Below are 23,282 nucleotides of genomic sequence, written 5' to 3'. Positions count from 1 at the left end.
CTACTGTGCGAAGCGGGCGGCCAGCCAGGCGTCGACAACGGGAGTCGCAGGGTAGTCGCTTTCGCCGAGCTTGCGATTGATCTCCATATGGCCGCGCAGGCCGCGCCCGGCAAAGCCCTGCACCTGCGCTGCGGTCCCAGCCTTCGTCAGCGCTGCGGCAAGCGCGCGCGATTGGCTCGCACCGTCCTTTCGCTGGACATGCAGGATCAGGAAGGCGGGGGCATTGGGTGCGGCGGCGTGGAAGGTCGGCGACAGGGCCCGTTGGCGATCGGGATCGGTGCCGAAGGCCTGCTGATAGGTATCTCCCATCAGCCGTGCATTCTCGCCCATCTGCGCGGGCACGTCATAGGCAGCTCCATCGAGCGGCACGACACCGACGATGTCTGCATAGGATAGGCCAGTCTTCCTGAGATAGCTCGGGTTGGTCCCGACCAGCGCAACGAGGTGGGCCCCCGCGCTATGCCCGACCAGCGCGATGCGCTTGCCATCGAAGCCGAGCTTTTCCGCATCGCGTTTCAGCAGGGCGACTGCATCGGCCACGTCCTGTGCCTGTTGCTCGACCGTCGTATCGGGCACCAGGCGATAGTTCACCGAAGCCACCGCATAGCCGAGCGCCTGCCAATGCAAGAGCTTGGCCGATTCCTTCATCATCGATTTGTCGCCGCGCTTCCACCCGCCGCCATGGACGAATACTACGAGCGGGGCACCTTTTGCGGCACCGGGCCACACGTCGACCCGCTGCAGCCGGTCCTTGCCATACGAAATTTCGGAAGGCGCCGGCGAGCGCCGTTCGGCGGCCACGGTGGAGACGCTTCCTCCAACCAGGCTGAGGGCAAGCAGCGAAGCAATCACACGTCTTCTCATGGTGAAATTCTCACGCAATCGGCTCGGCGCAGTGATGGCATGGCGCCCGATAGATTTTCCAGTCTCGGTTTGTCGCCGATTGTCGCGCGGGATTGCTTGCCCTCGCGGCGCGGACAGCCTAGGCGCGCACGCGTTTGTGTCACTGTGACAGGCAGGTTTCCCGCATATGGCCAATGTAACCGTGATCGGCGCCCAATGGGGCGATGAGGGCAAGGGCAAGATCGTCGACTGGCTCGCCAGCCGTGCCGACGCCGTCGTCCGTTTCCAGGGTGGGCACAATGCCGGTCATACGCTGGTCGTCGGCAATACCACCTACAAGCTCTCGCTGCTGCCCTCGGGCATCGTCACTGGTACGCTCAGCATTATCGGCAACGGCGTGGTGCTTGATCCGTGGCACCTGAAAGCCGAAATCGAGAAGCTCGAAGGGCAGGGCGTCACCATCAATGCCGACAATTTTGCCATCGCGGACAACTGCCCGCTGATTCTGCCGATCCACCGGGACCTCGACGGGTTGCGTGAGACGGCCGCGGGTTCGGGCAAGATCGGCACCACCGGGCGCGGGATCGGCCCTGCCTATGAGGACAAGGTCGGCCGTCGCGCGATCCGCGTGTGCGACCTGGCCCACCTCGATGCACTCGACAGCCAACTGGACCGCCTCTGCGCGCACCACGATGCGCTGCGCGCCGGCTTCGACGAACCCCCGGTGGATCGCGAACGTTTGCTGGCCGACCTTCGCGAGATCGCACCCTTCGTGCTGCAATATGCCCAGCCGGTGTGGAAGCGCCTCAAGAAGGTCCGCAAGGCGGGCGCGCGCATCCTGTTCGAAGGCGCGCAGGGCGTGCTGCTCGACGTCGATCACGGCACCTATCCCTTCGTAACCAGCTCGAACACGGTCAGCGGCACCGCCGCCAGCGGTTCGGGCCTCGGTCCGAACTCGACCGGCTTCGTGCTGGGCATCGTCAAGGCCTATACCACCCGCGTCGGCAGCGGTCCTTTCCCGACCGAGCTCGATGACGAGACCGGCCAGAAACTGGGTGAGCGCGGGCACGAATTCGGCACCGTCACCGGTCGCAAGCGTCGCTGCGGCTGGTTCGACGCGGTGCTGGTGCGCCAGAGCTGTGCGATCAGCGGCGTTACCGGCATCGCGCTGACCAAGCTCGACGTGCTCGACGGCTTCGAGACGGTGAAGATCTGCACCGGCTATCGCCTGGGCGGCAAGATCCTCGACTACTTCCCCAGCCATGCCGCCGATCAGGCCAATGTCGAGCCGATCTATGAAGAGATGGACGGCTGGCAGGAAACCACTGCCGGGGCGCGTTCGTGGGCCGACCTGCCCGCGCAGGCGATCAAGTATATCCAGCGCGTGCAAGAACTGATCGAAACGCCAGTGGCGCTGGTCAGCACCAGCCCGGAACGCGAGGATACTATCCTGGTGCGCGATCCCTTCATGGATTGAGGCCGGTTTCGCGCTAGGGTGGCGCGATGCGGATCCTTGCGCCCTTGCTTCTGTTCGTGCTGGCCGACTGCTCGCCTGTGCCAAGTGCGCGAGCGCAGGAAGCGCAGGTCGGTGAGCTCGCGGATTTCCTGTTGGTCGACAAATCGGAACGCACGCTTTGGGTCTACCAGGGTAGCGATGTGATCCGCACCTATCGCAGCCTGCAGTTCGGCGATGCCCCGAAGGGTCACAAGCGCTTCGAGGGCGACGAGCGCACGCCCGAGGGCCGCTATACCATCGACTACGGCAATCCGAACTCGAGCTACTACCTCTCGCTCCATATCGACTACCCGAATGCGGCGGACAGCGACTTTGCGCAAAGCCAGGGGCGCAGCCCGGGTGGCCTGATCTTCATTCACGGCCAGCCCAATGGGGTGCCCGATGGAGTGCGCATGCCAGGTGACTGGACCGATGGCTGCATCGCGATGATCAATGCCGAGATCGCCGAGCTGTGGAGCCTGGTGCCCGACGGTACCCCGATCGAGATCAGGCCCTAGTCCCGCTCGCTTTCGAGCAACGCTACCTGCACCTGGAGGCGCTTCACCTCGCGCAGGATCGTGAACATGTTCATGCGGCTGAACAGCCAATCCTTGAGGAAGCCGATGGACATCACCAGCGCCACGGTGCCGGTGGCCCACAGGATCGTTTCGCGGAGCTCGCTGGCGGCGAACATCTGCCACACGCAATAGAACATTGCCGCCGCCATGACGAAGGTCATGGCAAAGACCAGCTTGGCCCAGCCACCCAAGGGCCCGCCAAGGCTGTCGCCAAGCTGCGTGAACAGCCCGCGCGAATTGTCCAGTGAAGCAAGGAAGGCGCGATCGTCCTCGTCGAGGGCGCCGCGGATACGGTCGTCGATGGTCGTCATGGGACGTCTCCGGATAGGGCCGCCTTCAACTGGCGGCGAGCATGGAAGAGGCGCGACTTGGCGGTGCCCAGTGGCACCTCCTGCACCTCGGCAATCTCGGCGAGGGTGAGGCCCTCGACGAAGAACAGGTGTGCGGCGATCCGCTGGTCGGTTGCTAGCGCGGCAAAGGCCTGACGGATTGCCAGGGCCTCATCGACCGCGCCGCCTGTGGCCCTGGGCTCGCTTTCGAGCTCGTCCTCGCGACCGCGCCGCGCCTGATTGCGGCGGATACGGTCGACGCAGTGCCGGTGAAGGATCCCGAAGGCCCACGGCGCAAAGCGGGCCGGATTTCGCAGGCCACCGATCCCGCGCAGGATCGCCACCCAGCTATCCTGCACGGCACCCAGCGCCGCTTCGCGATCTCCCAGCAGTCGCCTCGCAGTGCGTGCAAGGCGCGGCTGCCAGCGCGCCGCCAGGCGGTTCGCCGCGGCCCGGTCGCCTGCCTGGGTCAGGGTTACCAGCAACTCGTCATAAAGCCGCTCGGCTTGGGTCGCGGAGGCGTTCGGACCTGTCATGCGGGGATAGTCGCAGCAGTCGGGCAAAAGGTTCAATCCGGAGGCAAATCTTTGCACCACTTCTTGCTATGACCCTCATATGTTCTTATCATGTTCCAACAAATCCGGCGAGGAGTGCGAGTCGATGCAGGCCGATTTCCAATATGAGCCAGCGCAGGATGGGGCTGGGTGCCAATTGGGCGTCACAGTGCTGGCGGACCGTGCGCATATTCGCGGCGAGTTGCGTGACGATGCCGAAGCGGCGGGTTTCCGGATCCTCCATTCCTGTTCGCTTGCCGAGTATGCTCAGGGGGAACTCACCGCGCTGGGCGATCTCGTTCTGATAGACTGCGCGGAAGATAGTGCCGAGGCCTTGGCGCTGCTTTCGCGGCTCGACATGCGGGCAGGCAAGGCGGGATCGGCGCTCGTGGTGTCGACGACCATGGGCGCACTCGACGCGGTGTTCGGATGTTTCTCCTTTTCGGCCCCGCAGATACTCGTCGATCCAAGCCGGTCGGAACGGGTGATCGCGATCGGGCGGGTGTTGGCGCATGTTCCCAATTTGCGCCTGCGCGAACTGGGCGAAGAAGACCGGCTGATGCTGCTGCGCCTGACCGAACAGGTGGGACGGATTGCCGAGCGGCTGGAGAAGCTGCCTGCCGGTCAGCGTGCAGGCGGGGGTGCATTCCGCCTGGAGTCGCCATCTCCAGCCTGGCACGGCGAAGACCATGGGCAAGGTGCCGGACCTGGGACGGTGGAACGCCCGCGCCTGCCCGATGCCGCGGTAATCCGGCGGGCTATAAAGCATCGCCACGCCCGCGCGCGGTTCTTCGATCCGGACCTGTTCGCCGATCCGGCATGGGACATCTTGCTCGACCTGGCGGCGGCACGGGCTGAACGGCTGCAGGTTAGCGTGACGTCGCTCTGCATCGCGTCAGGTGTCCCGGCGACCACGGCCTTGCGCTGGATCGGTCAGATGGTCGAGGCAGGCCTGCTGGTGCGCGTCGCTGACCCACGCGACCGCCGCCGCGCCTACATTGCGCTGGCCGATACGACGGCCGATGCGATGGCGCTCTATTTCACTGAGATTGGCGTCGAGCGGGGCACCTTGGTCGTGGTGTAAATCAGGCAAGGCCGATCATCGCAAGGATGCGGTCCGCGCGCCGCTCGACCGGTTCGCGTGGCAGGATTTCGGTCGCGAAACCGAGCCGCGCATAGACCTTCAGCAAGCGCTCGTACTCGCCCACGGCTTCGCTCATGCCGTGTTGCCGTTCCACCGATTGGTGGAAGTGTTCGGGCCAGGGCGGAACCAGGAAAGCGGTACGGCAGAATACGCCGGGCTTCGGATAGGCCGCGGCATGGTCTTCACCGGTCGCGAACTCCAGTGCTGCGACCGCATCGATCAATCCGCGATCGAAGAACACTGGGCCACCGGAACTGCTGGCCGATGGCAGGTCGTTGCGGGCCATTTCCACCGCGCGCCGGGCAAAGGCCGCAGGGTCGATCCAGGGCAGGGCGCTACCGCCGTTCTCCCGCTCCTCGCGCACGATTCGTAATCCAGGCTCAGGCATGATCGTATAGCCGCGCCGCGCTAGTTCTTCGATCAGCGTGGTCTTGCCGCCACCCGAGCATCCGGACAGGATGACCAGCATCGTCCCTACCAGTATCCTTCCATCAGTTCGCTCGCCCAAGCGGGTTGGCGCTGTTCGCCGCGTGGCTGGAATTCGCGCATCAGCGGCTTGATATCGAGCACCGGGGTACCGTCGATCGCGTCGAGCCCCGCCACTTCAATCCGCGTGCCGTCGACGCTGACGATGCCACAGGTGGTCAGGCCGATCCGGTTCGGCCGGTTCTTGCCGCGCTGGGCAAAGATGCCAACCAGCGGCCAGTCCTTGCGATTACGCGGATGTCGCGCACCGGTCTCGATCTTCTCCGGTGCCACCCTGTCGAACAGGAAGATCACCTCGGCATGGCTGAAATCGGCAAGTCCGGCGAGTGCCTCAGGGCCGAAGCGGCTCGTATCGAGCTCGATCACCGCGCGTTCCTTGCCCCAATCATCGTCCACCGCTTCCGACCGGCCTCCGCGCACGTATCCGATGGGGGTGACGGTGTAGTCCATGACGGCAGGCTTCCCATGAAATGAACAACGCTCAGATGCGGAGGATGACGGTCAGCCCCTCTTCAGGCGGATCGCAGGGCAGGGCGCGGCGCGTGGCGTCGGCCCGGGCGCGCACCAGGATCGCTTCGGGTACTTGCGGATCGTGAAGTACGGTGTCGGCCATGCCGAGCAGTCGCGCCTGTCGCAGTGTCAGGTCTTCGGGATCGCTTCCCGTCAGCGTGAATTCCACCAGGCCGCCGGTCGATGCAACGGCCTCACCGGCCAGCCAGCCATCAACCCGCTCCGTGCTGCTCGCATCGAACGGGTCGAGCAGGCCGCCTTCACCCAAGGCTTCGTCGAGCGCGCGGCGGCGTTCGTCGGCTTTGGGGTAGCGTGCCCGGATTGCCTCGCGTGCCCTGTCCAGCGCGCGGGCCAGTGTGCCAAGCCTCTCGGGCAGCAATCGTTCGAGCCGCAACCGCAGATGCTTTGCCAACCCCGCCGAGGCTCCGCCCGTGCTCACCGCCACCAGCACCGGGTCGCGGTCGAGGATCGAGGGCAGGGTGAAATCGCAGAGCTCGGGCCGATCGGCGACATTGACCAGCAGGCCCGCCCGCTTGAGCCGCATTGCGGCCGCTTCCGCAGCGCGCGGATCCTCCAGCGCGACGAAGGCCAGCTTTGCGTGATGCGCCTCGGTCTCCGCACAGGGGATGCCGCCCGCGCGGGTGACCAGCCGCGCCTTGGCCTCGGCCATCTCTCCCTGCCCGACCACCACCACGCGCTGTCCCGCGATCCGGTGGAAGAGAGGGAGCGAATGCATCAGGCCAACCACTCCGGCACGCGCTCTGCATCCATGATCGCAGCAGGCGCGAGACGATCGGCCACCACAGCGTAGCGGTCTCCATCGACCAGGACTTCGGCCACGAAGCCGCGCGAGTTGTACGATGAAGCCATCGTCGCGCCATAGGCGCCAGCCGTGCGGAACACGGCAAGGTCGCCTGCGCCGATGGCATCGCATTCGCGATCCATCGCAAAGGTATCGCCGGTCTCGCAGATCGGGCCGACGATATGTGCGGTCATCCGCTCGCCGGTCGGCTCGACCGCCTCGAAATCGTGCCAGGCGCCGTACATTGCCGGCCGGGCAAGATCGTTCATCGCCGCGTCGACCACCACGAAGGGCGGGCCGTTACCGCTGCGCTTGGAGCGGATAACGCGGGTCAGCAGCACACCGGCATTGCCCGCGATTACGCGGCCCGGTTCGAACATTAGCCGCACGCCCCATCCGGTGGTGACGCGAGCGACCATGGCGCCGTATTCGGCCGGCGAGGGCAGGATTTCCCCGGCCTTGTAAGGCACGCCGAGCCCGCCACCGAGATCGGCATGGGTGACAGTGCAGCCCTTGGCGCGCAGTTCTGCGATCAGGGTGCCGACCTTGCCGAAGGCGGTTTCAAGCGGCTCGAGATCGGCCAGCTGGCTGCCGATGTGGACCGCGATGCCGCGCATCTCCAAGCCGTCCTCGTCGGCCAGGCGGGCATAGATCTCCGCCGCGCGATCGAGCGGGACGCCGAACTTGTTTTCGCGCTTGCCGGTCGAGATCTTCTCGTGCGTGCGGGCATCGACATCGGGATTGACCCGCAGCGCGCAGGCGGCCCGAAGTCCCATCCGCCGGGCGATGGCCGCAAGCTCGAAGCCCTCTTCCTCGCTTTCGATATTGAACTGGCCGATTCCTGCCTCGAGGCCCTGCACCAGCTCGGCATGGGTCTTGCCCACGCCTGAAAAGACCACATCCTCGGCCTTCATCCCCGCCGCCAGGGCACGGGTCAGCTCGCCGCCGGAGACCACATCGGCGCCGTAGCCTTCGTTGGCCAGCACCTTGAGCACCGCAAGGTTCGGGTTGGCTTTCACCGCGAAGGCGATGTGGGGATTGTCGAGACCGGCCAGTGCCTCGCGAAAGACGCGGGCATGGCGCGCAAGCGTAGCGCGCGAATAGACATAGACCGGCGTGCCAACCTCCTCCGCGATGCGCGGCAGGGGCACGTCTTCGGCATGCATCACGCCGTTGCGAAGCTGGAAATGGTCCATGCGCGCCGCTTAGCCCTTCGTATCGCGCGAAGTCGAGACAGGTTAGATTGCTTCGGACCTATCTCGCCTACGCTGCGCAGGTTCGATGCGATCTGCCCCGTATGGGTCGCCTATTCCGGGGGCAGGTCGAATGGATCGTCCTCACGCTCTTCCGAGCGCCGCCGCAGCTCCACCGTCCGGTCGGGTGCGGCTTGCGGTTGCTGCGCGAGCAGTTCCTCGGCGCTCGGCTGCGCTTCCGCACCAAAGGGTGCCGGGGGCAATGCCGCATCGGGAGCAGGCTCGAGCGCTGCCTTGGAGCCGCAGGCGGCGAGGAATACGAGCGCGACAAGGGCCAGTATCTGTCTCATTCAAACATCCATTCCCAGCGCCTTGCGCGCCTCTGCGACCCGCGCCTCTACTTCCTTGGGTGCCGTCCCGCCATAGGAAGAACGCGAAGCAACCGAAGCATCGACCGACAGCGCCGTATAGACTCGCTCGTCGATCCGCGAGTCGATTTCCTGCAGGACGTTGAGCGGCAGCTGGTCGAGCGCCACGCCGTCCGCCTCGGCCCGCTTCACTGCGGCACCGGTGATATGGTGCGCCTCGCGGAAGGGGACGTCGGCTTCGCGCACCAGCCAGTCCGCCAGGTCGGTGGCAGTGGCATAGCCCAGCTCTGCCGCCTGTCGCATGCGTGCGGTGACGAACGTCGTATCGGCCACCATTCCGGTCATCGCCGCAATGCTCAGCGCCAGCAGGCTTGCCGCTTCGAAGACCGGCGGCTTGTCATCCTGCATGTCCTTCGAATAGGCAAGCGGCAGGCCTTTCATGGTGATCATCAGCGCGGTTGCGCAGCCGATCACCCGGCCGGCATGACCACGCACCAGTTCGGCGGCGTCGGGGTTCTTCTTCTGCGGCATGATCGAGCTGCCGGTCGATAGGCTGTCGGGCAGCTTGACGAAGCCGAAAGGCTGGCTGGCCCAGATGATGAATTCTTCCGCCAGTCGGCTGAGGTGGAGCGCACATTGGCTCGCCGCCATCAGGTAATCGAGCGCGAAGTCGCGGTCGGACACCGCATCGAGGCTGTTGCGCGTGGGGCGATCGAAGCCGAGCGCCGCGGTAGTCGCCTCCCGATCGATCGGGAAGCCGGTTCCTGCCAGCGCGGCGCTGCCGAGCGGACTTTCGTTCATCCGTGCACGCGCATCGGCGAAGCGGCTGCGATCCCGCCGGATCATCTCGTAATAGGCCATCAGATGGTGGCCAAGCGTGACCGGCTGGGCGGTCTGCAAATGGGTGAAGCCGGGCATGATGCTGGCTGCGTGTTCGCCGGCGCGGGTGACCAGCGCGCGCTGCAGCGCTTCGAGCCCGGCATCGGCTTGGTCCATCGCATCGCGCACCCACAGGCGGAAATCGGTCGCCACCTGGTCGTTGCGGCTACGCGCAGTGTGCAACCGCCCGGCCGCGGCACCGATCAGTTCGGCCAGACGGCTCTCGGTCGTCATGTGAATGTCTTCGAGATCCCAGTCCTCGGGCACCCCGTCACGCTCATATTCCGCGGCGACAAGATCGAGGCCTTCGGCGATGCGCCTGGCGTCCTCGGCGCTGACGATGCCCTGCGCACCCAACATCGCGACATGCGCCTTGGACGCGGCAATGTCCTGCCGCCACAACGCCTTGTCGAAGGGGATCGAGGCGTTGATTTCGCGCATGATCGCGCTAGGGCCCTCGGCAAACCTGCCGCCCCACATGCTATTGGAACCGCTATTGTCCCGTTTTTCGCTCACGCTCGCAATCTTCCTCGGCCTGTCGCTCGCCGCATGCGATAGGGGCGCACCGGACGCGGCGCAAGAAAGCAGCACTAAGGCCGCCGCAACCGGAGAGATCGATCGCAGCCAGGCCGGCATGCTGATGCCGACTGCCAGCCTGACCGATCCCGATGGGCAACAGCTCAATCTCGGAGCCCTGCAGGGGCAGCCGGTACTGCTCAACCTGTGGGCGACCTGGTGCGCACCCTGTGTCAAGGAAATGCCACAGCTCGATGCGCTCGCGGCGGAATATGGCGAGCGACTGCGCGTCGTGACAGTGAGCCAGGACATGCAGGGGGCGGAGAAGGTCGTGCCGTTCTTTGCCACCGGCGGCTTCAAGCAGCTCGAGCCCTGGCTCGATCCCGAGGCGGAGCTCGGCTTCGCGCTGGGCGGCGCGGTACTGCCGACGACCGTGCTCTATGACGCCGCAGGGCAGGAAGTCTGGCGGGTTACCGGTGAGTTCGACTGGGCGGGCGAGGAAGCCCGTGCGGCCATCGATGAGGCGATTGCGGAATAGTCTGGCAGGTCGAGCCCCAGCGATTGCAGGGGCCAGCCGAACAATCCGCTCATCAGCTGCGCCTGGATTCGCGCCACCGGGCCAAGGCGCGACAGCGGCGCCATCATTCGGTCTCGCAGCCATGGCCAGAGGGCTAGGTCGGACTGGAACATCGGTGTGAAGGCGGCGGTGACGAACTGGTAGAGCGCGACATGTTCGCGCCGCCAGCGAGTGGTGAGGCGAATGCCTTCTGCCACCGAGCGGCCTTCGCGCAGACCGGTGGCCAACGCCCAGGCATCGAGCAGAGCCATATTCGCGCCCTGGCCCAATTGGGGGCTGGCCGAGTGCCAGGCATCGCCGATGCGAACCAGGCGGTCGCCGTGGGCCTTTCGGGCGGTGCGGTGTGCGTAGCGGGCAAAGGTCAGATCGTCGTGTGAGGAAAGCCGGTCGAGCAGGAACTCGACCTGAGGCCACAGCCTGCGGACCTCGTCCTTCCAATCTCCGAGCGGCCTCTTGCGCCATTGGGCATGGTCGTCCCGGCGCAGCGACCAGAAGAAGGCGACTTCCTGTGAGGATCCTTCGGCACGCGACCCGATCGGCAGCACGCCGACCATCTGCGATGCGCGCCGATAGCGTTGTTCGAGCAGGTTGCGCGCATGCGGATCATCGGTCGTGACTGGAATGCTGGCCCATAAGGCGCCGAAAGGCAGCAGGCCGCGCTGTTCGCCCTCTTCGATTCTGGAAGCCCACCCGCTGGCATCGACGATCAGGTCATGCGTGTCCGACTGCGTGTCGTCGGAGAAGACAAGACATCGACCATGCTCGTTGGAACGGCTCGTCACGACCTCGTGACCCGTCCGGATTTCGATGCCCTGGGCAAGCGTGGCGTCGTAAAGCACGCTGAACAGGCTTGCCCGGTGAATGCCGACACCAAAGGCGTTCGCTACGCCAAGTTTTGCGTAGGGCGCGTCGAGTGCGATGCGCCCATGTTCCTCAATCCCCAGCAGTGCGTCGATTCGGGCGCCGCGCTGGGCGACTGTTTCGGCGAGGCCCAGCCTGTCCAACACCGCCACGCCCGACGGTTGCAGCATGAGCCCCGAACCGAGCGGCCTGGGCGTTTCGAATCGCTCGTAGAGGGTGACCCGATGGCCATCGCGCTGGAGCAGCAGGGCCGCAGCCAGGCCGGCAGGTCCGCATCCCGCGATTCCGATGTCATAGGTGTTCCGGATAGAACCCTCCCGCCACGCCGGGCGATGCCTGCCCTTCGCCGTCGCTTGTCAGAACCGCTGTATTTTCGCCCCCTGGAGGGATCCGTGCGACCGTAAATGGTGGGCGCTGACGGGCTCGAACCGCCGACCCTCTCGGTGTAAACGAGATGCTCTACCAACTGAGCTAAGCGCCCCCGGGAATCCCTTGGGTGGGCGCCCTCTAGCAGCCTCGCCTTTAAAATCAATTGCCGCTAACGCGCGCGGCATGACGACAGCGAAAATTAGGGTCCTCGCCACCGGTGGGACGATTGCGGGCAGTGCCGGATCGGCGCTGCAGCGCGGCTATGCGCCGGGCCAGATCGGGATCGATGCGATGATGGCGTCGGTGGCCGAGCTCGGGCTGGATGCCGAGCTCGACGGCATCGATATTGCTGCGGTCGGATCGCAGGACATCGGCTGGCGCGATTGGCAGGCGCTGCATCGCGAGATTGCTGCGGCCACGTCGGATGATGGCATTTCCGGCATTATCGTCACGCATGGCACCGACACCGCCGAAGAAACCGCGCTGCTGCTCGATTTGACCCACCCGGCCACCAAGCCGGTGGTACTGGTCGGCGCGATGCGTCCGGCCGATGCCGTGGGCAGCGACGGGATGCGCAACTTCGCCAACGCCGTGCGGGTCGCCGGCGACCACATGGCCGCCGGCCGCGGCGTGCTGGTGGTGATGGGCGACTCGATCTTCGCCGCAATCGATGTCCGCAAGGCGGCGACCAGCAGTATCGACGCCTTCCGCGGATTTCCGCGCGGGGCGCTGGGCATGGTCACTCCGCTGACGCTCGACTGGTTCGGGCCGCCCGATCGGCCGGGCGCCGCCGCGCGCTTCGCCTGGCCCGATGCACTACCGCACGTCGAAGTGGTCTATGCCCACGCGGGAATGGATGCCGGGTTGGTCGAAGGGGCGCTGTCCCGCGGCGCGCGCGGGATCGTGCTGGCGGGCATGGGGCAGGGCAACGCGCCTACGACCGTGCTCGATGCGCTCGAGGCGGCCGTGAAGCGGGGCGCGCTGGTCGTCCGCGCAAGTCGGGTCGATGAAGGGTCAGTCGATCGCAACCTCGAGGTGGACGACGATGCGCGCGGCTTCGTCGCTTCGCGTTCGCACAACCCGCAGAAGGCGCGAATCCTCGCGCAATTGCTGGTCGCGAGCGGGATTACGGACCCGCTCGCGGCGCAGGCGCATTTCGACCGGCGTTAGCCGTTCGGCAGGACGAGGTACTTTTCGCCGGTCTTCATCTGGCGATAATCGAGGATCGCATCCTTGGTCAGCATGCCTTCCAGATCGACGCGCGTCTTGTAGCTGCTGGCGAAGGTCGTGGTGAGGTTGTCGAGCACGCGCTTGCGCATCCGCATCACCGTTTCCATGCCGGCAGTCGCGAGGAACGGCGTCAGCAGCCAGCCCGACAGCGTCCAGCCAAAGCCATAGGACGGGGTCAGCGTGGTCGGCCCGAAGTCGAGCCGGCCGTAGATGAACATGCGCTTCGCCTGGTTCGAGCCGTAGCGCGAATATTCGGTCATCTTCGACACCGCGACCTGTTCCATCGCCTTGAAGCAGGTGTCCACCATGGTGCCGCCGCCGATCGGGTCGAAGCCATAGAAGGCATCGGTCTCGTCGATGGCCGCCTTGAGCTGGGCCATGAAATCGCCGTCCGACGAATTCACCACATGCGTCGCGCCAAGGCCCTTGAGCAGGTCGACCTGGTCTTGCTTGCGGACGATGTTGACGAGGCCAAGACCGTCTTCCTGGCAGATCTTGACCAGCATCTGCCCCAGATTCGAGGCGCCGACCGTGTGCAGGATCGCCTTCTGGCCATCCATCTTGGCGTTCTCGGCAAAGCCCAGCGCGGTCATCGGGTTGACGAAGCTCGACGCGCCGTCCTCGGCGCTGTGATCGCCCAGCGGCAGGCACATGGCGGCATCGGCGATCGCATATTGGCTGTAGGCGTTGCCCGGAACGCAGGCGACGCGCTGGCCCATCAGCGCCTTGGCCATGTCACTGTCGCCAGTGGCGATGACGGTGCCTGCGCCTTCATTGCCCGCGGGCAGGCGCTGGCCGTGGCGGGCCTTTTGGCCGCTGTTGAACGGCTCGGGCATCTTGGCGACGACCTTGCCGGGGGAATAGGTCGCGTTCTCGAAATCGGCCGCGCCGGTCAGGATGGCGAGGTCGCTGGGGTTGATCGGCGCGGCTTCCATCTTGACCAGCACCTGGTTTCCGGTGGGATCGGGGAATTCGCGGCTCGCGATCTCGACCGTGAGCGTACCGTCGCTTTCAAGAGTAGTGAAAAGCTGCTTGCCGGTAGTGGGCATGTCCATTCTCCCAATTCGAATCTGGATTGAGCGGCATGGCTACGCCTCTGCCGGACGCTTGGCTAGGGTGACGTTAGGTCAACCGGCGTCCGGATAGAGCGCGCGCACGAAGTACAGCCCGCAGGAGGGCGCGTTGAGCCCGAGCGCCTGTCGATCGCACGCTTGCAGCGCCTCGGCCACCTGCTCCACCCGCCAGCGGCCCATGCCGACGAGCGCAAGGCAACCAACCATGCTGCGCACCTGGTGGTGCAGGAAACTGCGCGCTTCGGCGTGGATGCGGACTTCCTTGCCTTCGCGTTCCACGTCGAGCCGGTCGAGCGTCTTGACCGGGCTTTCGGCCTGGCAATGCGCGGAACGGAAGGTGGTGAAATCGTGCAGGCCGACGAGCGACTGCGCGGCGCGATGCATCGCTTCATGGTCGAGCGGGGTGCCGAGTTGCCACGCCCTATCGCGGTCGAGCGTTAGCGGCGCACGGCGGTTGGCGATGCGATAGACATAGGCGCGGCCGATACAGGAAAAGCGCGCGTGCCAGTCATCGGGCACGACCTCGCACGCAGTCACCGCGATCGGATCGGGCCGCAGATGCGCGTTGAGCGCTTCCATCAGGCGAAACGGCTCGATGTCCTTCTGGATGTCGAGGTGGCTGCGCATCGCCAGCGCATGGACACCGGTATCGGTGCGGCCCGCACTGTGCAGGCGTGTCTCCTCGCCGGTCACGCGGAACGCGGCTTCCTCCACCGCTTGCTGCACGCTCGGCCCATCGGCCTGCCGCTGGAGCCCGAAGAACGGCGTCCCGTCGAATTCGAGAGTGAGTGCGAAGCGGGTCATTGGGTTCCCCGGCGGCGCGTGGCCTTCGACAGGCTCAGGCTGTGCGGGTGTAAGTGAGGCAACCAATCCCGCTCATGCTGAGCCTGTCGAAGCATAGTCACCAAAATCACTTCAGCACCGTGCCCGCGGGAACCCGATTACCGCGAAGGAAGGTGTCGAGATCCATCGCCGGCTTCCCCGCGCGCTGCAGGCGTACCGGCCGGATCGCACCGCCGCCGCAAGCGATTGCCAGCCGGTCATCGAGCACTTGGCCGGGCGCGCCCGATCCTTCGGCCAGCTCCGCCCGCAATAGCTTGACGCGGTCTCCGTCGAGTTCGAACCAGGCGCCGGGGAAGGGGGCAAGGCCCCGCACCAGGCGTTCGATCTCTACGGCGGGCTTCGACCAGTCGATGCGCGCCTCGGTCTTGTCGATCTTGGCGGCATAGGTCGCCTCGGCGTCGTCCTGTCGCATCGGATGCAGGGCGGCGAGGTCGATCAGCGTGCCGACCATCAATTGAGCGCCGATCTCGGCCAACTCCTCGGTCAGTTCGCCGGTGGTCTTGTCGTCGATCGGCGTGCGCGCAGTGGCGAGCATCGGGCCGGTGTCGAGACCCGCTTCCATCTGCATGATCGTGACGCCCGTCACCGGGTCGCCCGCCATTACCGCGCGATGGATCGGCGCGGCCCCGCGCCAGCGCGGCAGGATCGAGGCGTGGACGTTGAGGCAGCCGTGCTTCGGCGCATCGAGCACCGGTTGCGGCAGGATCAGGCCATAGGCTGCGACCACGGCCACGTCCGCATCGAGCGCGGCGAAGGCCGCCTGCTCCTCGGCCGATTTGAGCGATTTCGGGTGACGGACCTCGATCCCCAGGTCCGCGGCGCGCTGGTGCACCGGGGTGGGTGTCAATTCGCGCCCGCGCCGTCCGCCCGGGCGCGGCGGTTGGGTGTAGACACAGACCACCTCATGCGCCGCGTCGACCAGCGCCTGCAGCGTCGGCACCGCGAAATCGGGCGTTCCCATGAAGATTATGCGCATGAGGGTGCCAGTGGCCTTTCTCTGTTCCGCCGCTGCCCCTATCTGTCGACCCATGGCATCGCAAGAGATCGAAACCCTCGCAGCCGCGCTGGCGAAGCTTCCCGGCCTGGGTCCGCGCAGCGCACGGCGCGCCGTACTGTGGCTGGTCAAGCGCCGCGAAACCGCATTGCCCGCGCTGCTCGACGCGCTCGCCACCGTCGGCGAAGCGTTGGTCGAATGCGAGGTCTGCGGGAATGTCGACACCCGCAATCCCTGCGCGATCTGCGCCGACCCCCGCCGCGACAGCAAGAGCCTCTGCGTGGTCGAGGATGTCGCCGACCTGTGGGCGCTGGACCGGGCCAAGCTGTTTACCGGCAAATACCACGTCCTCGGCGGGAAGCTCTCCGCGCTCGACGGCGTGCGACCCGAAGATCTCAACATCGCTGCGCTGCTGGCGCGGATCGAGGAGGGCGGGGTGGACGAAGTCGTCCTGGCCATGAACGCTACCTTGGAAGGGCAGACCACGGCGCATTACCTCGCCGAGCGGCTCGAGGCCTATCCTCTGCGCATCACCCAGCTCGCACACGGCTTGCCTGTGGGCGGAGAGCTCGATTACCTCGACGAGGGGACGCTGGCACAGGCGCTGCGGGCGCGGAGGCCGGTGGGTTAGGCGATCACTCATGTTGCAGCATTCGCGTTGAAGAATCCCGAATCCGCTACTATCTGGCCGAAATGGCTATCCGTGAAATCCTCGAAGTGCCGGATCCCCGGCTCAAGACCGTATCCGAACCCGTCACCGCGTTTGACGACGAGCTGAAAGAGCTCGTCTCGGATATGTTCGAGACCATGTATGCCGCGCCCGGCATCGGCCTGGCCGCGATCCAGGTCGGCGTGCCCAAGCGCGTGCTGGTGATCGATCTCCAGCCCGACGATCTCGATGCAGAGCCCGAGGAATGCGATCACGGCGGGCACCATCACCATCACTATCCGACGAAGAAGGAACCGCGGGTCTTCGTGAACCCCGAGATCCTCGACCCGGCAGAGGAACTGGCGACCTACCAGGAAGGCTGCCTCTCGGTCCCCGAGATCTTCGCCGACGTCGATCGTCCGGCCACCTGCCGCGTGCGTTACCAGGATCTCGAAGGCGAGACCCACGAAGAGGACATGGAAGGCCTGATGGCCACCTGCATCCAGCACGAGATGGACCACCTCGAAGGGATCCTGTTCATCGACCACCTCAGCCGGCTGAAGCGCAACATGGCGCTGAAGAAGCTGAAGAAGATGCGCGAATACGCGTAGTCCGTAATTCGGTTGATACCGGGCGAAGGCTACTGGCGTTCCCTCTCCGTTCCGCATAGGATAGCGGAATGGATATCACTGCAATTCTCCTGATTTTCCTCGCGCTTGTCCTAGGCGGCGCGCTGGGTTGGTTCGTCGGTTCGCGTCCCGTGGCCGATTGGAAGGCGCGGCATGGCGAAGCCGACGCCGGGGCCAAAGCGGCGGAAGAGAAGCTCGCCCGCATGGTGCCGGAGCTTGCGACCATGTCCGAACGCGCGGCGCGGGCCGATGCGCTGGCTGCGCAGCTCGACGCGGCGCGCGAGGAGAATTCCGCATTCCGCGCCGAACGTGCCGGGTTCGAGGAGCAGAAGCGCCTGCTCGAGGAAAGCCGCGCCAACCTGCTCAAGGAATTCGAGAATACCGGCGCCAAGGTGCTCTCGGCCGCGCAGGAGCGGCTGGTCGCCGCCGCCGCCGAACGGCTGGGCCATTCGGAAAAGGCGAGCGAGGAAAAGCTGCGCGCATTGCTCGAACCGGTCGGCGCGCGGCTCAAGGCCTATGAGGAACAGGTCGGCGCGCTTGAGGCGAAACGCGTCGATGCCTTTGGCCAGCTTACCGGGCTGATCGAGTCGATGAAGGCGGGGCAGGAAGAGGTCCGGCGCGAGGCGCAGCGGCTGGGCAATTCGCTGACCAATGCCCCCAAGGCGCGCGGGCGCTGGGGCGAACGGGCGCTGCAGAACGTGCTCGAACAATGCGGTCTTTCCGAGCACACCGATTTCGAACTCGAGCGCTCGATGGATACCGAGGAAGGCCGGTTGCGTCCCGATGCGATCGTCCACGTACCCGGACAGAAGAAGCTGGTGATCGACGCCAAGGTCTCGCTCAACGCCTACCAGGCCGCGTTCGAGGCCGATGACGAGGGCGAGCGCAAGCGTCACCTCGATCTCCACGCCAAGGCCATGCGCGGGCATGTCCAGACGCTCGGCACCAAGGGGTACCAGAGCCAGTTCGACGAGGCGCCCGATTATGTCGTGATGTTCGTCCCCGGCGAACATTTCGTCGCTGCCGCGCTGGAGGCCGATCCCGAACTGTGGGACTTCGCCTTCCGCAACAAGGTGCTGCTGGCGACCCCGACCAACCTCGTCGCCATCGCGCGCACTGTGGCGCAAGTCTGGCGGCAGGACACGATCGCCCGCGAGGCGATCGAGATCGGCAAGGCCGGTGCGGAATTGTATGATCGCCTCGCCGTGGCCGCCGAACACCTCAAGCGTGTTGGTGGGGGCCTCGAAACCGCGGTCAACAACTACAACAAGTTCGTCGGCAGCTTCGAACGCAACGTCCTGACCTCGGGCCGACGCCTCGCCGACAAGGGTATCGAAATCGGCAAGCGCGAGATCGAGGAAATCCCGCTGGTGGAGAATGCGCCGCGCTATACCGGTAATGATCTGCTCGACGATGGCAGCAAGGAAGTTGCGGAGTAAGATCGGCGAACGAATCCTAGAGATCCATCTGTAAATATTACGATTTATTCATTTCGCGCAGCTATTGCGCCCCGATGAACCATGACGAGTTTTACCGGATCTGGTTCCATACCCGAAGGCCGGATTGCAAACTCTACCTCCGCGGTTCGGAAGTGCCGAAGTCCGTTTCATACGCTTATGTGGGACGCGAGAGATCGTCCCACAGAGGTATCAAGAACCAAACACAGCTAAGGGAGCTCTCCGCACTTAGCGTTAGCCAGGATTTCCTTGATGAAATTGGGCATTTACGCGAGCTTGAGTATCTGGAGATTCCAAAATTCTTCACGGCAAAGGATTTGGGGCCCCTCCTGAATCTTCAGAAACTGAGAATCCTGAAGATTAGTTCGCCGCACAGAATTACCGATCTTACGCCCATCCTGGAGCTTCGTAGCCTCGAAAGGCTTTTTATCGAGAACGCGTCGAAGATGACGGACCTCGAATGGTTGCGACCTCTCAAAACCCAGCTGAAGGTGCTGGGTGTTGAAGGCAGCATGTGGACGAGACAAGAGATTCCGAGCTTGTCTCCCCTTGATGGATTTGGATTGGAGGCCCTTTTTCTCACCAGCACAAGGCTAGGAGATAAGAGCTTGGCGCCACTGAGATCCATGCATAGCCTTAGGTACTTGGGTACGGCGCTGAACGCACCGCGATCCGAGTTTAGAGCGCTGCAAAAGGCTCTGCCTGACCTCGAATGCAATGCCTTCCATGACAGCGCATGGGAAGCATAGATGGGAGGCATCAACATGGGTCCGCCCTCCAATCCGGCCCAGGACATATTGAGCGATGCAACCGCCGTACACCTCCGGCGCGAGATCAAGGAGATTCCTCTGATGCAAAGTGCCCCAATCTACACTGCGCAAGACCCGCTTTCGGGCGATATTATGGACGGTGCCGAATGATTTGGCGGCTAGGCCTCGCAGCGATTGGGCTCGCAATGGCGATGCCCGCCTCGGCCGAGAGTTTCCCGCCCCGCGACGAGTGCGGCGATATTCCGGGGGCAGACGCCTTTCGCATGGCGCTGGCTACGGCGGTGGCCAGCCGCGATGAGACCAAGCTCCTGCCCCTGTTTTCGCCCGATGTGTTTCTCGATGTCGTCGGAAGCGGAGGACGCAAGGAACTGCGTGAGCGGTTGTTGGACCCAGATACGCATCTTTGGGAAGAACTCGAGACGCTGCAACAGCTTGGCTGCGGTCGGACGTCAAAGAACTTCTACCTGCCTTGGTATTCGGGTGAGAGGCTGGGAGGTGACGATGAATTCACCACCTACCTTGCAGTCGGCGAGAAGGTGCCGCTTCGTTCCGGACCGAGCGAGGCCGCGCCCGTCATACGCTATCTCAACTGGGAAGCGGTGACGATGGAGTGGAATATGGCGTCGGAGTTGAGTTTCTATCAAGTGTACGGGGGTGTCTTCGAGGAAAGTGGCTTCGTCGACATGAGCGATACCACGTTCTTTGCGGAGGTGACCGCGGGCTCGACACGTGGCTATGTCGACGGGTCCGATCTACGGGCGCAGCTTGCCTATAGCCTTCGTGTGAGCCAGATCGATGGCGAGTGGCAGATCACATCCTTCTATGCGGGCGACTGATGTTCGTGCTCGGAACCTCGGATCATGGCAAGGAAGCCATGGCGTGATTTGGCGGGTGGGTCTCGCAGCGATTGGGCTCGCGGTGGCGACTCCCGCCTCGGCCGAGAGTATTCCGCCGCGCGACGAGTGCGGCGATATTCCTGGAGCAGATGCATTCCGCATGACTCTCGCTACGGCGGTCGCCAATCGCAACGAGGCAATGCTGGTTCCGCTGTTCGCGCCCAATGTGAAGTTCCACGACGATTTTGGACACGCAGCCTTGCGTGAGCGGCTGCCCCACCCTGATTATCGCTTGTGGGAAGAACTTGATGCGCTGCTGCAGCTGGGCTGCGGCGGAACGGCCAATGAACTCTATGTTCCTTGGGTCGGGGACCAGGGATTTGTGATGGAGAATCCGAGTGTTGAATTACTCGCCGTCGGCTCGGCCATTCCGCTCCGCAGCGCCCCCAGCGAGACCGCTCTGGTGCTGCGCTATCTGAACTGGGAAGTGGTGAGGTGGAACTCGGAATGGGAGACAACCATGGCACATGATTTCGCCCAAGTTACAATAGGATCGATGGTGGGCTACGTCCTCGAATCGCAGCTGCGCTCGGAATTCCACTATCATATGTCTGTCTCGCGTATTGACGGCCGATGGCAGGTCACCTCCCTCGTTGACGGCGAGTGATGCTCGCTACCATGGCACTCGCGCTGGCTACTGCCGCCTCGGCTCGCAATTTGGCGCCGCGAGACGAGTGCGCGGCAATAGCGGGGGCCGAGGCCTTCCGCATGGCTCTCGCCACGGCAGTGGCCAATCGCGACGAGGCGATGCTGCTCCCGCTATTTGCGCCGGACGTGTTGTTGGACTTCGGTGGAGGCAGTGGGCGCGAGCTGCTGCGCGAGCGGCTGAATGATCCCGAGTACCGGCTCTGGGAGGAACTCGATGACCTCCAGCGGCTCGGCTGCGCGAAGGGATCGGACGGCGGGATCACCATGCCCTGGCTTTGGGCGCAGGATCTCGATGAGGACGATGCGTTCGCTGTGCTTTACGTGACTGGCGCGAATGTCCCGGTCTATCGCGGCCGCACCGGGGACGAGGTCGTCACGCGTCTTTCGTGGAGCCTGGTGGGTTGGTCTGCCTTTCTCGATCAGGAAGAGGAGGCGGAAGGCGCAACGCGCGGAGCGGTTCGTCTTGCCGATGGTACGACCGGATATATGTGCAGGCACACGGTCCGTTCGCTGCTCGACTTCCGGCTGATCGTGGAGCGCATGGACGACGGGCAATTGCTCGCCCGGGCCTTTGTCGCCGGCGACTGATGAGGCCGACTGAGCCGGGTGTTCGATTGATGGGTGGGGAATGCCGCTGCCGGTCTCGAACCCGGCGGATCATCGACATCCCCGGCGGCTAGCCCAATGCACGCAATCGCTGCGACGCGATGTCGAGGATCTGCAGGCGGTCGAGGAACTTGGCGATGACGTGATCGTCGTCGCTGAGGCTGTCGGCCAGTCGGTCGAGCTGGTCGGCAATGTCGAGCAGGCTGTCGCGCGTCGTGGCTGCGGAGGTAGTCGCATTTGTCATCAGGTGGTGCGTATCCGCCACGGGGTACCGATGCTTCGCTTCCTGGACCACGCGGTCCACTTCGACCTGGCGGGAATGACCGGCGGCAAGCCAGTTCTGGACTTCGATGCTGCGTTCGAACAGCAGCCCCGCGTGCTCCTCATTGCGGCGCATGATCCTGCCCGAAACGGATAGGCTCCCACGCCTTATCCGGCAGCGTTCCCCCGCCTGAGGCAGGTCGGGGCCGCTTACCAGGGCGCCATTGGGCGAGAGGTTGCGAATGCGGACCGGGGCGGACATCGCATCGGTCAATATCGTCCCCATCACGAAGGTGTTCGTGCGGGCTTCTTTCCGGCGCGATTCTTCTGTGACCCAATTGGCGAGAAGCGTTTCCATGAGGTGTTAATAGGTATTTACCATCAAGATCGCCTTGAAGGTGCTTAGGGGGAAATACGTATCATCCGGCGTTGGAGGTGGAGGAGGCGTCCAGTTTCGTCGCTATTTCCTACGCTTCCCGCATCTGCTCCACCTTAGCGGATGCCGAAAGTGCCCGCCCATCGCCTCCGTCGCCGTCCGCCGTTCTTCCCGCCCGTTCCGCTACGTGCCCGCAGTGATGGATGGACTGAAGAGCGGCAGTGCGGTTTCCTCGCGCAACTCTATGTCACTGGTTCGATCGGTGCTGCAGCCCGCAGCGTCGGCATGTCGCGCGCGAGTGCCTATCGCCTGCGGGAACGCGACGGGGCAGAGGGGTTCGCCCACGCCTGGGACACGGTGCTGACGCCGCCGGGCAAGGGGCGTTGCCACGCAGCGAAACCCGATTGGCGGAAGGTGACAACCGCGGCGCTGCTGCAACGCGTCGAAAGCGGATTGGTCAAGCCGCTGCTCTATCGCGGGGCCATGGTGAAAATCGTCCGAAAACCTGACAATTCCGCGCTTCTCCGACTGCTCCGGCGCGGCGATGCGCTCGCCATCGTTATGCAGCGGAGTGGGTCGAGGCGGTGACGGCGAAGTTCTTTAGAGCCCCCCGCTCGGTGTTCCACCGGGGCCTGTGGCTAGACCTCGAGCAGGCTAGCACCTCATATTCCAGCACTGCTGCCGTTACCGCTTCGCTGAGGCTTCCGCGGATGTTGCAGCCAAAAACCGCCAATGTTAGCGATCCAGCATGAGAGAAGTTGAATTTTTCTACGATATGCGAAGCCCATATGCCTATTTTGCGTGGCATCGGCGAAGACTGCTTGAAGATGCAGGGATCAGGATTTTATTCAAACCGATATCCATTGATGTACTGCTGAACCTGCAGGCAGGGCGCGAGCCCTGGGCCGAGTATATTGACCCGCTGGCCCCACCCAAACGGCAGCATCTTCTTGCCGATATTCCACGGATGGCCGCCTATTGGAAAATTCCGATAACTGGGCCGAGGGGCTTCAAGCCGAGATCGAAGCGCGCAATGTGCGTTGCGACAAGGCTGTTTCTGGACGGGGTCGATCAGCGGGAATTTGTTGATGCGGCGTTCAAGGCGCTCTGGATAGATTCCCAGGACATTGACGATGAGGCTGTGCTTGGAAACATAACTTCTTCGCTGTCTCTCCATCTCCCGTCAGATGGAGTTGAACAGGCGGCTCTCGCTGAGCTCACCGCGCTTACCGAAGCGTCTTATCAGGAGGGTGTCTTCGGTGTGCCGAGTTTCAGGCACGGCGGGAAAGTATATTTTGGCGCTGATCGGATGGATGTTCTCGCCGCCGAACTTGCTGGCAGATAGG

Annotated in this window: 29 protein-coding genes and 1 tRNA gene; 15 read left to right on the top strand and 15 right to left on the bottom strand. The window is 64.4% G+C overall.

The window, feature by feature from the left end; translation table 11 throughout:
- Entirely contained in the window at window positions 1-864 is an 864-nt protein-coding gene (locus HQR01_RS01155; RefSeq protein WP_173211976.1) for an alpha/beta hydrolase, read from the bottom strand.
- A 166-nt stretch (window positions 865-1,030) separates the two neighbouring features.
- Here HQR01_RS01155 and HQR01_RS01150 point away from each other — a divergent pair, with 166 nt between their 5' ends.
- Window positions 1,031-2,320: an adenylosuccinate synthase gene (locus tag HQR01_RS01150; RefSeq protein WP_173211975.1), complete on the top strand. Its 1,290-nt coding sequence runs from the start codon at window positions 1,031-1,033 to the stop codon at window positions 2,318-2,320.
- A gap of 26 nt (window positions 2,321-2,346) precedes the next feature.
- Window positions 2,347-2,856, top strand: coding sequence for a L,D-transpeptidase family protein (locus HQR01_RS01145; RefSeq protein WP_173211974.1), 510 nt, complete (start codon window positions 2,347-2,349; stop codon window positions 2,854-2,856).
- On the opposite strand, the gene HQR01_RS01140 is transcribed toward HQR01_RS01145, so the two are convergent.
- Window positions 2,853-3,227, bottom strand: a complete 375-nt coding sequence (locus HQR01_RS01140) for a DUF6768 family protein (protein WP_173211973.1) — start codon at window positions 3,225-3,227, stop codon at window positions 2,853-2,855. The genes HQR01_RS01145 and HQR01_RS01140 overlap by 4 nt on opposite strands.
- Window positions 3,224-3,781, bottom strand: a complete 558-nt coding sequence (locus HQR01_RS01135; protein ID WP_173211972.1) for an RNA polymerase sigma factor — start codon at window positions 3,779-3,781, stop codon at window positions 3,224-3,226. Before HQR01_RS01135 ends, HQR01_RS01140 begins: the two co-directional genes overlap by 4 nt.
- 124 nt (window positions 3,782-3,905) lie before the next feature.
- Here HQR01_RS01135 and HQR01_RS01130 point away from each other — a divergent pair, with 124 nt between their 5' ends.
- Window positions 3,906-4,883 (top strand): helix-turn-helix domain-containing protein, encoded by a 978-nt coding sequence (locus tag HQR01_RS01130; protein ID WP_173211971.1) that lies wholly within the window; start codon window positions 3,906-3,908, stop codon window positions 4,881-4,883.
- Window position 4,884: 1 nt separating this feature from the next.
- On the opposite strand, the gene HQR01_RS01125 is transcribed toward HQR01_RS01130, so the two are convergent.
- The 6 genes from HQR01_RS01125 to argH form a co-directional block, all read right to left on the bottom strand.
- Window positions 4,885-5,412 (bottom strand): AAA family ATPase, encoded by a 528-nt coding sequence (locus HQR01_RS01125; protein ID WP_173211970.1) that lies wholly within the window; start codon window positions 5,410-5,412, stop codon window positions 4,885-4,887.
- 5 nt (window positions 5,413-5,417) lie between these two features.
- Entirely contained in the window at window positions 5,418-5,879 is a 462-nt protein-coding gene (locus tag HQR01_RS01120; protein ID WP_173211969.1) for an SAM-dependent methyltransferase, read from the bottom strand.
- Window positions 5,880-5,910: 31 nt separating this feature from the next.
- Window positions 5,911-6,675 carry a precorrin-2 dehydrogenase/sirohydrochlorin ferrochelatase family protein gene (locus HQR01_RS01115; RefSeq protein ID WP_173211968.1) on the bottom strand — a complete coding sequence of 255 codons (765 nt, stop codon included), beginning with the start codon at window positions 6,673-6,675 and terminating at the stop codon, window positions 5,911-5,913.
- Window positions 6,675-7,937, bottom strand: a complete 1,263-nt coding sequence (gene lysA, locus HQR01_RS01110; RefSeq protein WP_173211967.1) for a diaminopimelate decarboxylase — start codon at window positions 7,935-7,937, stop codon at window positions 6,675-6,677. Before lysA ends, HQR01_RS01115 begins: the two co-directional genes overlap by 1 nt.
- 110 nt (window positions 7,938-8,047) lie before the next feature.
- Window positions 8,048-8,284: a hypothetical protein gene (locus tag HQR01_RS01105; protein WP_173211966.1), complete on the bottom strand. Its 237-nt coding sequence runs from the start codon at window positions 8,282-8,284 to the stop codon at window positions 8,048-8,050.
- Window positions 8,285-9,661: an argininosuccinate lyase gene (gene argH, locus HQR01_RS01100; RefSeq protein ID WP_173211965.1), complete on the bottom strand. Its 1,377-nt coding sequence runs from the start codon at window positions 9,659-9,661 to the stop codon at window positions 8,285-8,287.
- Between argH and HQR01_RS01095 the strand changes: the two genes are divergently transcribed.
- The gene (locus tag HQR01_RS01095) at window positions 9,660-10,235 is read left to right on the top strand and encodes a TlpA family protein disulfide reductase (protein WP_173211964.1); all 576 of its coding nucleotides are present in this window, start codon (window positions 9,660-9,662) and stop codon (window positions 10,233-10,235) included. The genes argH and HQR01_RS01095 overlap by 2 nt on opposite strands.
- On the opposite strand, the gene HQR01_RS01090 is transcribed toward HQR01_RS01095, so the two are convergent.
- Both HQR01_RS01090 and HQR01_RS01085 read right to left on the bottom strand, forming a co-directional pair.
- The gene (locus tag HQR01_RS01090; RefSeq protein ID WP_325064552.1) at window positions 10,136-11,419 is read right to left on the bottom strand and encodes an FAD-dependent oxidoreductase; all 1,284 of its coding nucleotides are present in this window, start codon (window positions 11,417-11,419) and stop codon (window positions 10,136-10,138) included. The genes HQR01_RS01095 and HQR01_RS01090 overlap by 100 nt on opposite strands.
- Window positions 11,420-11,540: 121 nt before the next feature.
- Window positions 11,541-11,616, bottom strand: a tRNA-Val gene (locus HQR01_RS01085).
- Window positions 11,617-11,687: 71 nt separating this feature from the next.
- Here HQR01_RS01085 and HQR01_RS01080 point away from each other — a divergent pair.
- Window positions 11,688-12,674 carry an asparaginase gene (locus HQR01_RS01080; RefSeq protein ID WP_173211963.1) on the top strand — a complete coding sequence of 329 codons (987 nt, stop codon included), beginning with the start codon at window positions 11,688-11,690 and terminating at the stop codon, window positions 12,672-12,674.
- Here the strand turns inward: HQR01_RS01080 and HQR01_RS01075 are convergent.
- The 3 genes from HQR01_RS01075 to fmt form a co-directional block, all read right to left on the bottom strand.
- The gene (locus HQR01_RS01075; protein ID WP_173211962.1) at window positions 12,671-13,783 is read right to left on the bottom strand and encodes a zinc-binding dehydrogenase; all 1,113 of its coding nucleotides are present in this window, start codon (window positions 13,781-13,783) and stop codon (window positions 12,671-12,673) included. The genes HQR01_RS01080 and HQR01_RS01075 overlap by 4 nt on opposite strands.
- A 78-nt stretch (window positions 13,784-13,861) precedes the next feature.
- On the bottom strand, window positions 13,862-14,611 hold the full coding sequence (gene truA / locus HQR01_RS01070) for a tRNA pseudouridine(38-40) synthase TruA (RefSeq protein WP_173211961.1): 750 nt from the start codon (window positions 14,609-14,611) through the stop codon (window positions 13,862-13,864).
- Window positions 14,612-14,717: 106 nt separating this feature from the next.
- Window positions 14,718-15,626: a methionyl-tRNA formyltransferase gene (gene fmt, locus HQR01_RS01065; protein ID WP_173211960.1), complete on the bottom strand. Its 909-nt coding sequence runs from the start codon at window positions 15,624-15,626 to the stop codon at window positions 14,718-14,720.
- A gap of 52 nt (window positions 15,627-15,678) precedes the next feature.
- Between fmt and recR the strand changes: the two genes are divergently transcribed.
- From recR to HQR01_RS01025, 8 genes are all read left to right on the top strand, one after another.
- A complete protein-coding gene (gene recR, locus HQR01_RS01060) occupies window positions 15,679-16,275 on the top strand; it encodes a recombination mediator RecR (protein WP_173211959.1) in 597 nt (198 codons plus the stop codon).
- A 62-nt stretch (window positions 16,276-16,337) separates the two neighbouring features.
- Window positions 16,338-16,904: a peptide deformylase gene (locus tag HQR01_RS01055; RefSeq protein WP_173211958.1), complete on the top strand. Its 567-nt coding sequence runs from the start codon at window positions 16,338-16,340 to the stop codon at window positions 16,902-16,904.
- Between the two features lie 74 nt (window positions 16,905-16,978).
- Window positions 16,979-18,361: a DNA recombination protein RmuC gene (locus tag HQR01_RS01050; RefSeq protein ID WP_407644609.1), complete on the top strand. Its 1,383-nt coding sequence runs from the start codon at window positions 16,979-16,981 to the stop codon at window positions 18,359-18,361.
- A gap of 74 nt (window positions 18,362-18,435) precedes the next feature.
- Entirely contained in the window at window positions 18,436-19,128 is a 693-nt protein-coding gene (locus HQR01_RS01045) for a leucine-rich repeat domain-containing protein (protein ID WP_173211956.1), read from the top strand.
- A gap of 15 nt (window positions 19,129-19,143) precedes the next feature.
- Window positions 19,144-19,299, top strand: coding sequence for a hypothetical protein (locus HQR01_RS01040; RefSeq protein ID WP_173211955.1), 156 nt, complete (start codon window positions 19,144-19,146; stop codon window positions 19,297-19,299).
- A 35-nt stretch (window positions 19,300-19,334) separates the two neighbouring features.
- Window positions 19,335-19,985: a hypothetical protein gene (locus HQR01_RS01035; protein ID WP_173211954.1), complete on the top strand. Its 651-nt coding sequence runs from the start codon at window positions 19,335-19,337 to the stop codon at window positions 19,983-19,985.
- Between the two features lie 82 nt (window positions 19,986-20,067).
- Window positions 20,068-20,652, top strand: coding sequence for a hypothetical protein (locus tag HQR01_RS01030; protein ID WP_173211953.1), 585 nt, complete (start codon window positions 20,068-20,070; stop codon window positions 20,650-20,652).
- On the top strand, window positions 20,652-21,281 hold the full coding sequence (locus HQR01_RS01025; RefSeq protein ID WP_173211952.1) for a hypothetical protein: 630 nt from the start codon (window positions 20,652-20,654) through the stop codon (window positions 21,279-21,281). The genes HQR01_RS01030 and HQR01_RS01025 overlap by 1 nt, the downstream gene beginning before the upstream one ends.
- Window positions 21,282-21,369: 88 nt before the next feature.
- Here HQR01_RS01025 and HQR01_RS01020 read toward each other — a convergent pair whose 3' ends face one another.
- Window positions 21,370-21,918, bottom strand: a complete 549-nt coding sequence (locus tag HQR01_RS01020) for a PilZ domain-containing protein (RefSeq protein ID WP_173211951.1) — start codon at window positions 21,916-21,918, stop codon at window positions 21,370-21,372.
- Window positions 21,919-22,059: 141 nt separating this feature from the next.
- Here HQR01_RS01020 and HQR01_RS01015 point away from each other — a divergent pair, with 141 nt between their 5' ends.
- Window positions 22,060-22,524, top strand: a complete 465-nt coding sequence (locus HQR01_RS01015) for a hypothetical protein (RefSeq protein WP_173211950.1) — start codon at window positions 22,060-22,062, stop codon at window positions 22,522-22,524.
- 160 nt (window positions 22,525-22,684) lie between these two features.
- Window positions 22,685-23,281 (top strand): 2-hydroxychromene-2-carboxylate isomerase, encoded by a 597-nt coding sequence (locus HQR01_RS01010; RefSeq protein ID WP_173211949.1) that lies wholly within the window; start codon window positions 22,685-22,687, stop codon window positions 23,279-23,281.
- The last annotated feature ends 1 nt before the right edge of the window (window position 23,282 follow it).

This window comes from Erythrobacter mangrovi, from assembly GCF_013260645.1.
Lineage (GTDB): Bacteria > Pseudomonadota > Alphaproteobacteria > Sphingomonadales > Sphingomonadaceae > Qipengyuania > Qipengyuania mangrovi.
The sequence above is the reverse complement of the archived record's forward strand: the minus strand, read 5'-3'. Positions and strand labels throughout refer to the sequence as shown.

Bases quoted from the DNA above. Each gene is read 5' to 3' on its own strand.
- HQR01_RS01055 (WP_173211958.1), top strand. From the start codon at position 16,338: ATGGCTATCCGTGAAATCCTCGAAGTGCCGGATCCCCGGCTCAAGACC.
- HQR01_RS01140 (WP_173211973.1), bottom strand. From the start codon at position 3,227: ATGACGACCATCGACGACCGTATCCGCGGCGCCCTCGACGAGGACGAT.
- HQR01_RS01130 (WP_173211971.1), top strand. From the start codon at position 3,906: ATGCAGGCCGATTTCCAATATGAGCCAGCGCAGGATGGGGCTGGGTGC.
- HQR01_RS01075 (WP_173211962.1), bottom strand. From the start codon at position 13,783: ATGCCCACTACCGGCAAGCAGCTTTTCACTACTCTTGAAAGCGACGGT.
- HQR01_RS01020 (WP_173211951.1), bottom strand. From the start codon at position 21,918: ATGGAAACGCTTCTCGCCAATTGGGTCACAGAAGAATCGCGCCGGAAA.
- truA (WP_173211961.1), bottom strand. From the start codon at position 14,611: ATGACCCGCTTCGCACTCACTCTCGAATTCGACGGGACGCCGTTCTTC.
- HQR01_RS01115 (WP_173211968.1), bottom strand. From the start codon at position 6,675: ATGCATTCGCTCCCTCTCTTCCACCGGATCGCGGGACAGCGCGTGGTG.
- HQR01_RS01045 (WP_173211956.1), top strand. From the start codon at position 18,436: ATGAACCATGACGAGTTTTACCGGATCTGGTTCCATACCCGAAGGCCG.
- HQR01_RS01135 (WP_173211972.1), bottom strand. From the start codon at position 3,781: ATGACAGGTCCGAACGCCTCCGCGACCCAAGCCGAGCGGCTTTATGAC.
- HQR01_RS01025 (WP_173211952.1), top strand. From the start codon at position 20,652: ATGCTCGCTACCATGGCACTCGCGCTGGCTACTGCCGCCTCGGCTCGC.
- fmt (WP_173211960.1), bottom strand. From the start codon at position 15,626: ATGCGCATAATCTTCATGGGAACGCCCGATTTCGCGGTGCCGACGCTG.
- HQR01_RS01035 (WP_173211954.1), top strand. From the start codon at position 19,335: ATGGCGATGCCCGCCTCGGCCGAGAGTTTCCCGCCCCGCGACGAGTGC.
- HQR01_RS01145 (WP_173211974.1), top strand. From the start codon at position 2,347: ATGCGGATCCTTGCGCCCTTGCTTCTGTTCGTGCTGGCCGACTGCTCG.
- HQR01_RS01155 (WP_173211976.1), bottom strand. From the start codon at position 864: ATGAGAAGACGTGTGATTGCTTCGCTGCTTGCCCTCAGCCTGGTTGGA.
- HQR01_RS01120 (WP_173211969.1), bottom strand. From the start codon at position 5,879: ATGGACTACACCGTCACCCCCATCGGATACGTGCGCGGAGGCCGGTCG.
- recR (WP_173211959.1), top strand. From the start codon at position 15,679: ATGGCATCGCAAGAGATCGAAACCCTCGCAGCCGCGCTGGCGAAGCTT.
- HQR01_RS01010 (WP_173211949.1), top strand. From the start codon at position 22,685: ATGAGAGAAGTTGAATTTTTCTACGATATGCGAAGCCCATATGCCTAT.
- HQR01_RS01150 (WP_173211975.1), top strand. From the start codon at position 1,031: ATGGCCAATGTAACCGTGATCGGCGCCCAATGGGGCGATGAGGGCAAG.
- HQR01_RS01080 (WP_173211963.1), top strand. From the start codon at position 11,688: ATGACGACAGCGAAAATTAGGGTCCTCGCCACCGGTGGGACGATTGCG.
- HQR01_RS01095 (WP_173211964.1), top strand. From the start codon at position 9,660: ATGCTATTGGAACCGCTATTGTCCCGTTTTTCGCTCACGCTCGCAATC.
- argH (WP_173211965.1), bottom strand. From the start codon at position 9,661: ATGTGGGGCGGCAGGTTTGCCGAGGGCCCTAGCGCGATCATGCGCGAA.
- HQR01_RS01015 (WP_173211950.1), top strand. From the start codon at position 22,060: ATGCCGAAAGTGCCCGCCCATCGCCTCCGTCGCCGTCCGCCGTTCTTC.
- lysA (WP_173211967.1), bottom strand. From the start codon at position 7,937: ATGGACCATTTCCAGCTTCGCAACGGCGTGATGCATGCCGAAGACGTG.
- HQR01_RS01040 (WP_173211955.1), top strand. From the start codon at position 19,144: ATGGGTCCGCCCTCCAATCCGGCCCAGGACATATTGAGCGATGCAACC.
- HQR01_RS01125 (WP_173211970.1), bottom strand. From the start codon at position 5,412: ATGCTGGTCATCCTGTCCGGATGCTCGGGTGGCGGCAAGACCACGCTG.
- HQR01_RS01105 (WP_173211966.1), bottom strand. From the start codon at position 8,284: ATGAGACAGATACTGGCCCTTGTCGCGCTCGTATTCCTCGCCGCCTGC.